We start from the raw sequence: 14,751 nt of genomic DNA, 5'->3' as shown, positions 1-14,751 counted from the left end.
GTTCACTTTGTAAGCTTTCATAAGATGAACTAGCCTTAAGGAGTTTTGATAGCAATGAAAACGATAAAAGATTGGCAAATAAATATTTGCTTAGCGACCTATAATGGTCAAAAATACCTTCGCCAGCAATTAGATAGCATAATACAACAAGGTTATACTGACTGGATTTGTTTAATAAGGGACGATGGATCTACTGATGATACAGTAGCTATTATTAAAGAATATGTTAATAGAGATTCACGTTTTATATTTATTAATTCTAACGATGACAGAAAGTTAGGAAGTCACCGCAGTTTTTACGAGTTGGTTAACTATAAAAAAGCAGATTTTTATGTTTTCTCAGACCAGGATGATGTTTGGAAAGAAAATCGTTTAGAACGTTACCTTGAAGAAGCAGAGAAATTTAACCAAGAACTACCATTGCTTGTTTATTCGAACTGGACTTCTGTAGATGAAAAATTAACAGTATTGAAAGAACATAATCCAGCAACAGTTATTCAAGAACAAATTGCCTTTAACCAAATAAATGGTATGGTTATCATGATGAATCATGAGTTAGCAAAGCTTTGGGAATATCGTCAAATTGGCGCCCATGATTCTTATGTTGGAACTCTAGCTTACGCCGTTGGAAATGTGGCTTATATTTCTGACAGTACAGTCCTTTGGCGTAGACAAGTAGGGGCAGAGTCGCTAAACAATTACGGGAGACAATATGGGGTGGCTACGTTTTGGCAGATGATAAATACTTCTTTTGATCGTGCTTCGCTTATTTTTGCTCAAGTATCCGATAAAATGTCCCTGGAGCGTAAACTCTTCTTTAGTCGTTTTATAGAATTAAAAAATGCCAATCTAATGAGAAGGATTTATCTTTTATCAAAATTAAAACTCCGTCGGAAATCATTGAAAGAAACAGTTGCTATGACTATCCTACTTTTAACAGGTTACGGTAAACCAAAAGCATAATTTTTTTGGTTGAAGGAAATCAAGTTGAGTTGTAGTTAAAAATATAGAAAATATTTATTTTCCAAAAAGTTGTTGACACTTAACGAAATTAGTATATAATAATATTAAAGAACAAGGTAGAACCTTGGCTCGCATTAATTTCGGGTTTTGGAAAAGGAGTAGCAATCGCTACTCCTTTTTTGTTTTACACAGGAAAAGTATGAAGGTAAAGCCTTTTTTTATAAAAATTAGGCTTGCTTAATTTTTAAATTTTTATATTCTTTACATTATGATGAAAACACAAGATATAGTGGTGATATATGTTGAAAGACACAAAACTTTGTGTTAGTATACTGTTTAAGCAGATCCTTAATAAAGGTAACCGACAAAAAAGTTTAACGTAACTTAACAAAACAGTGGTTTTGAAGCAAGAGTTAGCTTCTTACCAGAATAAAAAAACATCAAGAAGAACATTCCAATAGTTGTGTGATTTTAACAAAAATCCAGTCCTCTTGGGAGGCTTTTTTGGTGCTTAAAACTCGCTTAATTTTAATATTTAGGAGACTAGTTTAATGCAATCATACTATGATCGTTCTCAATCGCCACTTGACTATGCCTTGTCAGAAAAAGCTTTTCCTATGCGTTCTGTTAATTGGAATAAGCTAAACGATGACAAAGACTTAGAGGTATGGAACAGAGTAACTCAAAATTTCTGGTTACCTGAAAAGATCCCAGTTTCTAATGACCTTAATTCTTGGAGAACATTGGATGCTGATTGGCAGCAATTAATTACTCGGACTTTTACTGGTCTAACCTTATTAGATTCTGTGCAGGCTACTGTTGGTGATATTGCTCAGATTAAGCATTCTCAGACAGATCATGAACAAGTTATTTATGCTAACTTTGCCTTTATGGTGGCTATTCATGCGCGATCGTATGGAACGATTTTTTCAACCTTATGCACTAGCCAACAAATTGAGGAAGCACATGAATGGGTAGTAGATACTGAAAGTCTACAAGCTCGATCACGTATACTTATTCCTTTTTATACTGGTGATGATCCTTTGAAATCTAAGGTTGCTGCAGCCATGATGCCAGGATTTTTGTTATATGGTGGCTTTTACCTTCCTTTTTACCTTTCAGCCAGAGGAAAATTACCAAATACGTCTGATATTATTCGTTTAATTTTACGAGATAAGGTAATTCATAACTATTACAGTGGCTATAAGTATCAACAGAAAGTTGCTAAATTATCTGTAGAAAAGCAAGCCGAAATGAAGACATTTGTCTTTGACCTCCTTTATCAGTTGATTGATTTAGAAAAAGCCTATCTTTACGAACTATATGATGGTTTTGATTTGGCTGAAGATGCAATCAGGTTTAGCATTTACAATGCTGGTAAATTTTTACAAAATTTAGGATATGATTCTCCATTTACAGAAGAAGAGACTCGTATATCTCCTGAGGTTTTTGCACAACTTTCGGCGCGTGCAGATGAAAATCATGATTTCTTCTCAGGAAACGGCTCTTCATATATTATGGGGATTACAGAAGAAACATTGGATGAAGATTGGGAGTTTTAAATGGATAGTACAGTGCAGGTTGTCTATTTTTCATCGAAATCTAACAATACCCATCGTTTTGTTCAAAAGTTGGCTTGGTCTAACCAGCGTATTCCATCAGATGGTAGCAATATATTGGTTACTGAGGATTATATTTTGATTGTGCCTACTTACGCTGGAGGAGGAGATGATACCAAAGGCGCAGTTCCAAAACAAGTTGTACAGTTTTTAAATGTTCGACAAAATCGGGAACATTGCCAAGGGGTTATTTCTTCTGGAAATACCAATTTTGGTGACACTTATGCCATTGCTGGACCTATTATTGCTCGAAAATTAAATGTTCCTTTGCTTCATCAATTTGAATTACTGGGAACACAAGAAGATGTTACAAGGGTAAAGGAGTTACTTTGCCAATTCACTAGAAAGGATAAATAAGATGACACAATCAGATGCATATCTCTCGTTGAACGCGAAGACACGCTTTAGAGATCGCACAGGTAATTATCATTTTGCTTCGGATAAAGAGGCTGTTGAACAATATATGATAGAACATGTTGAACCTAATACAATGACGTTCACATCACTAATTGAAAAGCTAGATTATTTGGTTTCTAATAACTACTATGAATCGGACCTTCTAAAACAATATAACCTTGAGTTTATTTGCCAAATTTTTGAGCATGCATACGCTAAGAAATTTGCTTTTCTAAATTTTATGGGGGCTTTAAAATTTTATAATGCTTATGCTCTTAAAACAGAAGACAATCGTTATTATTTGGAACACTATGAAGATCGTGTTGTAATGAATGCTCTGTTTTTAGCTGCTGGTGATGAAAAAGCTGCCTATGACCTAGTAGATGACATGCTAGCAAATCGCTTTCAACCAGCAACACCTACCTTTTTAAATGCAGGGAAAAAACGTCGTGGTGAATATATCTCTTGCTATTTGTTGCGCATTGAAGACAATATGGAATCTATTTCTCGTGCTATTAGTACAAGCCTTCAGTTATCAAAACGAGGTGGTGGGGTAGCACTTTGCTTAACCAACTTACGGGAATTTGGTGCTCCAATAAAAGGTATTAAAAATCAAGCTACTGGTATTGTACCTGTCATGAAATTACTAGAAGATTCTTTTTCTTACGCCAATCAATTAGGACAAAGACAAGGAGCTGGTGCAGTTTACTTACACGCTCACCATCCTGAAGTATTAACGTTTTTAGATACTAAACGTGAGAATGCCGATGAGAAAATTCGAATTAAATCTCTTTCCCTAGGACTTGTTATTCCTGATATTACTTTTGAATTGGCTAAGGCAAATAAAGATATGGCCTTGTTTTCACCGTATGACATTGAGCGAGTATATGGTAAACCAATGTCTGATATCTCTATCACAGAAGAATATGAAACTTTATTAGCCAATGCGGATATTCGTAAAACCTTTATTAGTGCACGAAAACTATTTCAAACGATAGCAGAGCTTCATTTTGAATCTGGTTATCCTTATATCTTATTTGAAGATACTGTAAATGCTAAAAACCCTCACAAAAAAGAGGGACGAATTGTTATGTCTAATTTATGTTCTGAGATTGCCCAAGTTAATACAGCCAGTCAATTTTCAGAAGACCTGACTTTCACTAAGGTTGGACATGATGTTTGTTGTAATTTAGGTTCTATTAATATTGCGCGTGCTATGGATCAAGCGGCGGATTTGGAAAAATTAATTGCTAATAGCATTAGAGCCCTTGATCGTATATCTCGAACTTCTGATTTAGATAGTGCTCCATCTATTAAAAAAGGTAATGCAGCTAATCATGCTGTTGGTTTAGGTGCTATGAATTTGCATGGATTTTTGGCGACTAACCATATTTATTACGATTCTCAAGAAGCTATTGATTTTACAGATTGCTTCTTTTACGCTATGGCTTATTATGCCTTTAAAGCTTCTAACCATTTAGCAAAGGAAAAAGGAACCTTTGAAGGCTTCTCGGAATCAAGTTATGCTGATGGCAGTTATTTCTATCAATATACCGAACAAAACTTTGAGCCAAAAACACAGCGTGTTAAAAATCTACTAGCTGAGTATGGCCTGACTCTACCAAGCCAAGAGGACTGGAGAAAGCTTGTGCAAAGTATTAAAGAGATAGGATTAGCTAATGCGCATTTATTAGCTGTTGCTCCGACAGGGTCAATCAGTTATCTTTCTTCTTGTACTCCGAGCCTCCAACCAGTTGTATCACCTGTCGAAGTACGCAAGGAAGGAGCACTGGGGAGGGTTTATGTACCTGCTTATAAGATTGATGCAGATAATTATGTCTACTACAAAAAAGGAGCTTATGAAGTGGGACCTGAGGCGATTATCAATATTGCAGCTGCCGCTCAAAAACACATTGATCAAGCTATTTCGCTAACGCTTTTCATGACAGATCAAGCAACTACGCGAGATTTAAATAAAGCCTATATTCAAGCATTTAAACAAAAATGTGCCTCTATTTATTATGTACGAGTGAGACAGGACATCCTAGAAGGTAGCGAGAGTTATGATGATGATATGCTGGATGATTTCACTTCATCGGACTTAGAAGACTGTCAGTCCTGCATGATTTAACTAAATATACTCGATCAGAAGATTAAGAGAAATATATTGGCTTTTAGAAAGGCTTTATTGTAATGACAAAAAAACATCTTAAAACGCTTGCCTTGGCACTTACTACAGTATCAGTAGTGACATACAGCCAGGAGGTATATGGATTAGAAAGAGAGGAATCGGTCAAACAAGAACAAACCCAGTCAGCTTCAGAAGATGATTGGTTCGAAGAAGATAATGAGAGGAAAACAAATGTTTCTAAAGAGAATTCTACTGTTGATGAAACAGTTAGTGATTTATTTTCTGATGGAAATAGTAATAACTCTAGTTCTAAAACCGAGTCAGTAGTAAATGACCCTAAACAAGTCCTCAAAGCAAAACCAGAGGTTACACAAGAAGCAAGCAATTCTAGTAATAATGCTAGCAAAGTAGAAGTATCAAAACAGGATACAGCTTCAAAAAAGGAAATCATAGAAACATCAACTTGGGAGGCAAAAGATTTCGTAACTAGAGGGGATACTTTAGTAGGTTTTCCAAAATCTGGAATTAATAAGTTATCTCAAACATCACACTTAGTTTTACCAAGTCATGCAGCAGATGGAACTCAATTGACACAAGTAGCTAGCTTTGCTTTTACTCCAGATAAAAAGACGGCCATTGCAGAATATACAAGTAGGCTAGGAGAAAATGGGAAACCGAGTCGTTTAGATATTGATCAGAAGGAAATTATTGATGAGGGAGAAATATTTAATGCTTACCAGTTGACTAAGCTTACTATTCCAAATGGTTATAAGTCTATTGGTCAAGATGCTTTTGTGGACAATAAGAATATTGCTGAGGTTAATCTTCCTGAAAGTCTCGAGACTATTTCAGACTATGCTTTTGCTCACATGTCTTTAAAACAAGTAAAGTTACCAGATAACCTAAAGGTCATTGGAGAATTAGCTTTTTTTGATAACCAGATTGGTGGTAAGCTTTACTTGCCACATCACTTGATAAAATTAGCAGAACGCGCTTTCAAATCTAATCGTATTCAAACAGTTGAGTTTTTGGGAAGTAAGCTTAAGGTTATAGGAGAAGCAAGTTTTCAAGATAATAATCTAAGTAATGTTATGCTTCCGGATGGACTTGAAAAAATAGAATCAGAAGCTTTTACAGGAAATCCAGGAGATGAACATTACAACAATCAGGTCGTATTGCGCACACGGACAGGCCAAAATCCACATCAACTTGCGACTGAGAATACTTACGTCAATCCGGACAAATCATTGTGGCGTGCAACGCCTGATATGGATTATACCAAATGGTTAGAGGAAGATTTTACCTATCAAAAAAATAGTATTACAGGTTTTTCAAATAAAGGCTTACAAAAGGTAAGACGTAATAAAAACTTAGAAATTCCAAAACAACACAATGGTATTACTATTACTGAAATTGGTGATAACGCTTTTCGCAATGTTGATTTTCAAAGTAAAACTTTACGTAAATATGATTTGGAAGAAATAAAGCTCCCCTCAACTATTCGGAAAATAGGTGCTTTTGCTTTTCAATCTAATAACTTGAAATCCTTTGAAGCAAGTGAAGATTTAGAAGAGATTAAAGAGGGAGCCTTTATGAATAATCGTATTGGAACTCTAGACTTGAAAGACAAACTTATCAAAATAGGTGATGCTGCTTTCCATATTAATCATATTTACGCCATTGTTCTTCCAGAATCTGTACAAGAAATAGGACGTTCAGCTTTTCGACAAAATGGTGCACTTCACCTTATGTTTATCGGAAATAAGGTTAAAACAATTGGTGAAATGGCTTTTTTATCCAATAAACTGGAAAGTGTAAATCTCTCTGAGCAAAAACAATTAAAGACAATTGAGGTCCAAGCTTTTTCGGATAATGCCCTTAGTGAAGTAGTCTTACCGCCAAATTTACAGACTATTCGTGAAGAGGCTTTCAAAAGGAATCATTTGAAAGAAGTGAAGGGTTCATCTACATTATCTCAGATTGCTTTTAATGCTTTTGATCAAAATGATGGGGACAAACGCTTTAATAAGAAAGTGGTTGTTAGGACACATAATAATTCTCATATGTTAGCAGATGGTGAGCGTTTTATCATTGATCCAGATAAGCTATCTTCTACAATGGTAGACCTTGAAAAGGTTTTAAAAACACTAGAAGGTTTAGATTACTCTACATTACGTCAGACTACTCAAACTCAGTTTAGAGAAATGACTACTGCAGGTAAAGCGTTGTTATCAAAATCTAACCTCCGACAAGGAGAAAAACAAAAATTCCTTCAAGAAGCACAATTTTTCCTTGATCGCGTTGATTTGGATAAAGCCATAGCTAAAGCTGAGAAGGCTTTAGTGACCAAGAAGGCAACAAAGAATGGTCATTTGCTTGAGAGGAGTATTAACAAAGCGGTATTAGCTTATAATAATAGTGCTATTAAAAAAGCTAATGTTAAGCGCTTGGAAAAAGAGTTAGACTTGCTGACAGATTTAGTCGAGGGAAAAGGACCATTAGCGCAAGCTACAATGGTACAAGGAGTTTATTTATTAAAGACGCCTCTACCATTGCCAGAATATTATATCGGATTGAACGTTTATTTTGACAAGTCTGGAAAATTGATTTATGCACTTGATATGAGTGATACTATTGGCGAGGGACAAAAAGATGCATATGGTAATCCTATATTAAATGTTGACGAGGATAATGAAGGTTATCATGCCTTGGCAGTTGCCACTTTAGCTGATTATGAAGGTCTTTATATCAAAGATATTTTAAATAGTTCCCTTGATAAGATTAAAGCAATACGTCAGATTCCTTTGGCAAAATATCATAGATTAGGATTTTTCCAAGCTATCCGAAATGCAGCGGCAGAAGCAGACCGATTGATTCCTAAGACACCTAAGGGGTACCTAAATACAGTCCCAAATTATCGTAAAAAACAAGTGGAGAAAAATTCAAAACCAGTTGATTATAAAACGCCGATTTTTGATAAGGCTTTACCTAATGAAAAGGTAGATGGTGATAGAGTGGCTAAAGGTCATAATATAAATGCGGAGACTAATAATTATGTAGCTGTAACACCAATAAGGTCCGAGCAGCAATTACATAAGTCACAGTCTGATGTAAATTTACCTCAAACAAGTTCTAAAAATAATTTTATATACAAGATTCTAGGATACGTTAGTTTATGTTTGCTTTTCCTAGTAACTTCTGGAAAAAAAGGAAAACGAGCAAGAAAATAAGGAGAAATTAATATGATTACACAAGAAATGAAAGAGATTATTAATAGTCAGTTAGCAATGGTCGCGACGGTTGATGCTAAAGGTCAACCCAATATTGGTCCAAAACGTTCTATGCGTCTCTGGGATGATAAAACGTTTATTTATAATGAAAATACAGATGGTCAAACTCGTATTAACATTGAAGATAATGGGAAAATTGAAATTGCCTTTGTTGATCGTGAACGTCTTTTAGGTTACAGGTTTGTGGGAACTGCTGAAATTCAAACAGAAGGTGCTTATTACGAAGCAGCGAAAAAATGGGCAGAAGGACGCATGGGGGTTCCGAAAGCAGTTGGTATTATTCACGTCGAGCGTATTTTTAATTTACAATCTGGTGCTAATGCAGGTAAAGAAATCACTTAATATAAAAAAGCCTCAAAAAGGGGCTTTTTTATATTAAGCAAGGCTAGATTAAGTTTGTTTTCGATTTATTAGTAATATCTGCGATAGCAAGCCAAATTTCCATTTGATAATCAGTATCTTGTGGATGTTGAGATGAATAAATTTCTAAGTTTGGCGAGTTAGCTGGTTTTAGATTATTCTCTTGAAAAAATCCTTGTATTATTTTTCGCCATGTTTCTTGAAGACTCGATGGCATTGGACCTTTAACAGAAATGACTGCATAGGTAGCGCTTGGGATCCTAATAATTTCTAACCCTTTTGGGGCTTGGACACTTGTCTCTACTCGATAAGTGGCGCTGTAATCGAAACGAAAATCAGGTTGTGTTTTACAAATGCCAATGGCTTGCTGGATACCTTTTTCTTTTAGTTTTGCTGGATTATATTGTTTATGTAACTTTTCCCAAAGTTTAGGACATTCTTGATTTGACTTTACATTTTCTAAAGTTACTCCAGCAAGTATCATTGCTGGCTTTTCAACAATTTGAAATGATAGCATAAAAACCTTTATTCTTTATGATTCCTTAAGTAATTATAGAGTCGTTAAAATAGTTTCTTTTTAGAATAATTGTCTTGTTAGCAATCATAATTTTCTTTTGGAATGCTATGCTTCAAAGAAGAAATCTTATGATGTAGAGTATTCTCTAAGAGGCTCTTGTTTTATAGCTTTTTTCTAAAAAGAATCTATTAACTATTTTTGTTTATTTCTCTAAAGATGATGGATTAATCTTTAGTCTTTAATAACGCCATGGTGTCTCATAAGGGTACCAACGATTTGCTGAATGAGATGCTAATCTAGAAAATGGATAAACTTCTTTACCCTCTTTTTTCAACATATCTTCTAGATAATCTCTCAGCATCTAAACATCTCCAGGATAAGTAACATCAAGACTTAAAAGAGATTCAACTTCACTGATATTAAGTTGCAAGTCTTTAGCAACTTGTTTAATAGGATAATTTAACCTTCTAAAATTTTCTTGTAATTCAAAGGTTGTATCTTTTATTTCTTGAATAGTAAGCATATCATTCTCCTAATAGTTGGTTTAATAATTGGTTGATCTTTCTTTTTGGCTTTTGGGAAAGTATCTCCCTTGCTATGTCTATTATTTTATATCCAAATTTCCTTAGCTTTATTAAAGGCTGACCAAGCTTTTGGCCATCCAACATAAAAAGCAAGGTGAGTGATAATGTCAGCAATTTCTTCTTTAGTAACTCCGTTTTGTTTGGCAAATTGAAGATGATGCTCTAACTGTTCAAGATTTCCTCAGCTAATTAAGGCAGATATAGTAATAATAGAACGTGTTTTATCTGTTAAATGATCCTCTTTTGCCCAAACCTCACCAAATAAAATATCATCATTATATCTGGCAAATTCAGGTGCAAATTCTTCTAATTGACGACGTCCGGCTGTTTGTTTTTCTTTCATAATGGATTGATTCCTCCTTACTTGAATTTAACCTAGTCTTGAATATTCTTCATCACTAACAGCTTCATAAAACTCACTCTTACCAGCTGTAATCGCAATATGTGCAAATTCAGAATCTTTTTTAGCACCATGCCAATGTTTAACGCCTTTATCAGTTACAATCACGTTACCTGGTTCTAATGAAACTGCCTTTTTTATTCTCTTCTTGGTACCAACCTGAACCTTCTGTAACGAGGAGGATTTGATAACCGTCCAAATGAACATGCCAATTATTACGACAGCCAGATTCAAAGGTTACATTTCCAACTGAAACATTCCCATCTGGAGATTTTGCTAATGCTGCGAGATAGGATTGCCTAATAAAGAATTCACCATATGGATTTTTTTCACCCTTAGGAAAGATAGACTTAGTTGTTTCTTGCATAAGATTTCCTCATTTCGTTGTTGGATCAAAAAGTTCTTGTTCTCTAGGAACAAGAACTTTTTGATAATTGTCTATTTTGTGATTTAGACGATTAAGTGCTTCTTGGAGGCCTTGAAGCCTATCTTCAAGGTTGTTGCGTTTATCTTTTAAAATTTCTAGCCTAGCTGGGATTGTGGAATCGCCTTTTTCAACCAAATGAATATAATCAATGAGACTTTCAACGGAAACACCTGCGCCTCTAAAATAGCGGACAAATTCTAAAATATCAATATCGTTTTGTGTGAACTCACGAATTCCTGATTCACTCCGATGAATAGGGGGAATAAGATTAATTCTCTCATAATACCTAATGGTATCTGACGTAATGCCAGTCTTTTTACTAACTTCTTTGATATGCATTTTTAACATCGATATTCAGTCAACAATCACTAAGGATTTGATAGCGTCACGTTTATCCATTGCTTCATAAGCCTTTTGAATATCATCTAATACAAAGGATTTTGTAAAAACTAAGCCTGGGTTAATTTTATGAGTTAGAACAGCATCTAAAAGGACAGACTTATCAAATGTTGTTACAGAAGCAATGCCACCTCTAAGGCCGATATTTTTCCAGAATAAATTATTGGTATTCATGTCTGGATTTTGTGGGATACCAACACGTCCTATGACAGCACCAGGCCTAGCAATTTGGGTAGCTGTATCAACAGACTGCTCTGTACCAACGCATTCTAAAATAGCATCGGCACCTGCTTGATTGGTTAAATCTAAAACACGTTTAACGGCTTCGTCACCCCGTTCTTCGACAATATCCGTTGCACCAAAAGTCAATGCTAGTTCCTGCCTATCTTTGTGACGACTCATTGCAATGATACGGTTAGCACCTAACATTTTAGCAGCAATAACACCACAGAGTCCAACAGCACCATCTCCCATGACAACTACCGTATCACCTTCTTTAACTTCTGCAGCATGATAACCAGTTGCCATTACATCTGATAAGGTGAGAAGAGAGTTAAGTGTCTCATTATCATAGTCAGAAGGTTGACCAGGAATTTTAACCAATGCCCAGTTTGCATTAGTATAACGTAGATATTGACCTTGGTATCTACATTTTTTTCAGCTTGATGATTTGTACAATTTCCATCAAATCCAGCCTTACAAGACGGACATTGGCCACAGCCATGTGTAAAGGGAACAATAACAAAATCACCTTTTGACACGTCAGTTACTTTAGTACCAACTTCCTCAACGATACCAATAGTCTCATGACCTGCAAAAGAACCACTTTCACGTTTTGAAATACCACGATACCACCACAAGTCTGAACCACAAACACAGGCTCTAACAATTTTGATAACAGCATCTGTCTCTTGTTCAATGACTGGTTTTGGTGTATCAGTTATAACCATTTTGCCAGGTTCAATAAATGTAGCTACTTTCATAACCTTACCTCTTTTCTATAACTTCATTATAACTCTTAGAGTTAACTTCAAGTCAAGAAAAACTTAAAAATTTTGAAAATTAAACATCTGTAAAAATCCGCATATGGTTTCATTTTCCACTAAAAACAGGGAAGTTAGAAAATTCCCCATAATCGTCAAACATAAGTGATTTTAATATCGACATATCTTCGTCACTAATTACAAAGTCAAAGTCTAGATTAGACTGTAAATGTTCTTTACTAGAAGCCTTTGGTAAAACGATCAGGTTTAATTGTAGTAAATATTGAATACATAATTGAGCAACACTAACCCCATATTTTTCAGCCATTTTTTGAATACCATCAGATTTCAATGCTTGTCCATGTGCAATTGGTGAATAAGCTTCAACTTGAATACCTTTACTTTGACAGTAATCAATCAAGTCGAAAGGTGTATTTCCGATGTGAGCTAAGATTTGATTGACAGCAGGTTTAACATAACCATTTTTTAAGATATTTTCTAAGTCTTTTTCTAAAAAGTTTGAGACACCGATGGATTTTACCTTACCAGATTTTTGAGCATCCTCTAAAGCTCTCCAAGCTTCTAAATTTCCTTGGTCAAAATGTTTATCTGTTTCACGCCATTCCTTCCAAGGCTGTGGACTATGAATAATCATTAAATCAATATAATCAAGCCCTAAAGCTTCTAGTGATCGATCAATTGATTTTGTAGCACTTTCATAATCTTTATGTTCAGCGGCAATTTTAGTCGTAACAAATAAAGATTCACGTGTAATACCAGATTCTTTAATCCCTACACCGCCCCCTTTTTCATTGTTGTATGCTTGTGCAGTATCAATATGGCGGTAGCCTAATTCGATAGCATCTTTAACAACTTGAGCTACCCTATCATTATCTATCATCCACGTACCTAAACCTAAAGTTGGTATTTTATGATTGTCATTTAATATCATTGTATCTGTCATCTTTATTTTCCTTCTTTCATTAGTATTGACCTAATCTTAACACTTAGAGTTAACTCCAAGTCAAGGAAAAAACTAACACTCAGGTTAGTTTTTTAATGGTTTGCAATGATTTTGATGTTCTCTTAAAGAATAATCGATTTCAACAGTAACATCGTTTATCTTATAATGTTGGCAAATCGTTCGAATAGCTCTTTTACAATCTTTTTCAGATATCAATTGATTTAAGCAACAGTGAATGATTGCTCGATTATCAATACCATCCATTGACCAGATATTGAGTTGATTGATAGATCTTACTTGCGAAAGTCCCTTAAGTTCATCATGTAATGCAGCGTAATCTATGGAATCTGGAACACCATCTAAAAAAAGTTTCAGGGTTGATAGTAATTTAGGAAGTGCTTTAGATAAGATGAAAGTAGATATGGCAACTGATAATAATGGATCAAGGATATACAACGGTTTCCAATTTAAGATAAGAGATATAACAATAATAGCTAACCACCCTAGAATATCTTCCAAAAAATGAAGGCTTAATATTTCCTCATGTTTACTTTGACCAGAATGGAGAATAAAACTAGCTAGACCATTAATGATAATAGCGATGACAGCTAGAATAAACATGCCGTGATAATTAACAGGAGTAGGATGCCACAATTTTGGAATATTTTCTATCATGACTAAGATAGATCCACTTATAAGAATTAGACTTGTGATAAGAGCTCCTAAAAGGCTAAAACGTTTATAACCTAATGAAAATATCGTATCTTCATCTTTCTTAGATTTTTTTTCTAAAGTAGCTGAGATGCCAATAGCTATTGCATCACCAAAATCATGAACAGCATCGGCTAAGATAGCTCCTGAGAAGAATAGACTTCCAAAGATGAATTCAAGGACGGAAAAGCTGATATTTAATATAAAAGCGATAGCCACTTTTTTGTTTGATGTCATATTTTTCTCCTTTTGTTATACTGGTATTGTAGTGTGATTCTTTCTTCTATTATCTAGGAGATAAAAGAGAATTGCTAGAAACAAAAAAGAACACTTGTTCAATACTGAACAAAACTTAGAAAGTGTCCTATATGGTAAAAGATAGACAAATTCAGAAAACAAAAGTAGCGATTTATAATGCTTTTATAAGCTTGCTACAGGAAAATGATTATTCTAAAATAACGGTTCAAGATGTAATCGGACTTGCAAATGTAGGAAGATCAACTTTTTACTCTCACTATGAAAGCAAAGAAGTGTTACTCAAGGAGCTCTGTGAAGACCTTTTTCACCACTTATTTAAGCAGGGTAGAGATGTTACGTTTGAAGAGTATTTAGTTCATATCTTAAAACATTTTGAACAAAATCAAGATAGTATCGCTACGTTATTATTATCTGACGATCCCTATTTTTTATTACGCTTTAGAAGTGAATTAGAACACGATGTTTACCCTAGATTGCGTGAGGAGTATATTACAAAGGTGGACATTCCTGAAGATTTCTTAAAACAATTTCTTTTATCCAGTTTTATCGAGACCTTAAAGTGGTGGCTTCATCAAAGACAGAAAATGACTGTTGAAGATTTACTAAAATATTATTTAACTATGGTAGAGAGGTAAATTATAGAGAGTTGGGAGATTCTCTTATTTCATTAGCGTTATCAGAGGTGATGAATGGATTGATTGTCTAATATAGCGAGTTGAAGTTATTAGATTAAATGAGTATAATTCGGG

General features: G+C 34.7%; 11 protein-coding genes and 4 pseudogenes. 7 read left to right on the top strand and 8 right to left on the bottom strand.

Annotation, left to right across the window (positions count from 1 at the left end; genetic code table 11):
* Positions 1-54 precede the first annotated feature (54 nt).
* The 6 genes from EGX70_RS05490 to EGX70_RS05465 all read left to right on the top strand — a co-directional run bounded on the left by EGX70_RS05490 (position 55) and on the right by EGX70_RS05465 (position 8,741).
* On the top strand, positions 55-963 hold the full coding sequence (locus EGX70_RS05490; RefSeq protein ID WP_000848921.1) for a glycosyltransferase family 2 protein: 909 nt from the start codon (positions 55-57) through the stop codon (positions 961-963).
* Positions 964-1,514: 551 nt separating this feature from the next.
* Positions 1,515-2,525 carry a class 1b ribonucleoside-diphosphate reductase subunit beta gene (gene nrdF / locus EGX70_RS05485; protein WP_001192437.1) on the top strand — a complete coding sequence of 337 codons (1,011 nt, stop codon included), beginning with the start codon at positions 1,515-1,517 and terminating at the stop codon, positions 2,523-2,525.
* Complete coding sequence (gene nrdI, locus EGX70_RS05480) at positions 2,526-2,939, top strand: class Ib ribonucleoside-diphosphate reductase assembly flavoprotein NrdI (RefSeq protein WP_000378635.1); 414 nt, start codon at positions 2,526-2,528, stop codon at positions 2,937-2,939.
* A gap of 1 nt (position 2,940) precedes the next feature.
* Positions 2,941-5,109 (top strand): class 1b ribonucleoside-diphosphate reductase subunit alpha, encoded by a 2,169-nt coding sequence (gene nrdE / locus EGX70_RS05475; protein ID WP_123947990.1) that lies wholly within the window; start codon positions 2,941-2,943, stop codon positions 5,107-5,109.
* A gap of 62 nt (positions 5,110-5,171) precedes the next feature.
* Positions 5,172-8,339 (top strand): leucine-rich repeat domain-containing protein, encoded by a 3,168-nt coding sequence (locus EGX70_RS05470; RefSeq protein WP_123947988.1) that lies wholly within the window; start codon positions 5,172-5,174, stop codon positions 8,337-8,339.
* A gap of 12 nt (positions 8,340-8,351) precedes the next feature.
* Positions 8,352-8,741 carry a pyridoxamine 5'-phosphate oxidase family protein gene (locus EGX70_RS05465; RefSeq protein ID WP_000632621.1) on the top strand — a complete coding sequence of 130 codons (390 nt, stop codon included), beginning with the start codon at positions 8,352-8,354 and terminating at the stop codon, positions 8,739-8,741.
* Between the two features lie 43 nt (positions 8,742-8,784).
* On the opposite strand, the gene EGX70_RS05460 is transcribed toward EGX70_RS05465, so the two are convergent.
* From EGX70_RS05460 to EGX70_RS05415, 8 genes and pseudogenes are all read right to left on the bottom strand, one after another.
* Positions 8,785-9,276 (bottom strand): GyrI-like domain-containing protein, encoded by a 492-nt coding sequence (locus EGX70_RS05460; RefSeq protein ID WP_000948272.1) that lies wholly within the window; start codon positions 9,274-9,276, stop codon positions 8,785-8,787.
* A 238-nt stretch (positions 9,277-9,514) separates the two neighbouring features.
* Positions 9,515-9,799 (bottom strand): annotated as a pseudogene (locus EGX70_RS11220) (DUF2316 family protein).
* A gap of 86 nt (positions 9,800-9,885) precedes the next feature.
* A pseudogene (locus tag EGX70_RS05445) lies at positions 9,886-10,203 on the bottom strand (carboxymuconolactone decarboxylase family protein).
* Positions 10,204-10,230: 27 nt separating this feature from the next.
* A pseudogene (locus tag EGX70_RS11215) lies at positions 10,231-10,627 on the bottom strand (cupin domain-containing protein).
* A gap of 9 nt (positions 10,628-10,636) precedes the next feature.
* Positions 10,637-11,026: a stress response transcriptional regulator NmlR gene (gene nmlR, locus EGX70_RS05430; protein ID WP_001873959.1), complete on the bottom strand. Its 390-nt coding sequence runs from the start codon at positions 11,024-11,026 to the stop codon at positions 10,637-10,639.
* 15 nt (positions 11,027-11,041) lie between these two features.
* Positions 11,042-12,069 (bottom strand): annotated as a pseudogene (locus tag EGX70_RS05425) (zinc-dependent alcohol dehydrogenase family protein).
* Between the two features lie 109 nt (positions 12,070-12,178).
* Positions 12,179-13,033, bottom strand: a complete 855-nt coding sequence (locus tag EGX70_RS05420; protein ID WP_000132675.1) for an aldo/keto reductase — start codon at positions 13,031-13,033, stop codon at positions 12,179-12,181.
* Between the two features lie 84 nt (positions 13,034-13,117).
* Positions 13,118-13,981, bottom strand: a complete 864-nt coding sequence (locus tag EGX70_RS05415; RefSeq protein WP_000203282.1) for a cation diffusion facilitator family transporter — start codon at positions 13,979-13,981, stop codon at positions 13,118-13,120.
* 131 nt (positions 13,982-14,112) lie between these two features.
* Between EGX70_RS05415 and EGX70_RS05410 the strand changes: the two genes are divergently transcribed.
* Positions 14,113-14,637, top strand: a complete 525-nt coding sequence (locus tag EGX70_RS05410) for a TetR/AcrR family transcriptional regulator (RefSeq protein WP_000237802.1) — start codon at positions 14,113-14,115, stop codon at positions 14,635-14,637.
* Positions 14,638-14,751 lie beyond the last annotated feature (114 nt).

Source organism: Streptococcus sp. FDAARGOS_522 (genome assembly GCF_003812445.1).
GTDB lineage: Bacteria > Bacillota > Bacilli > Lactobacillales > Streptococcaceae > Streptococcus > Streptococcus agalactiae.
The sequence above is the reverse complement of the archived record's forward strand: the minus strand, read 5'-3'. Positions and strand labels throughout refer to the sequence as shown.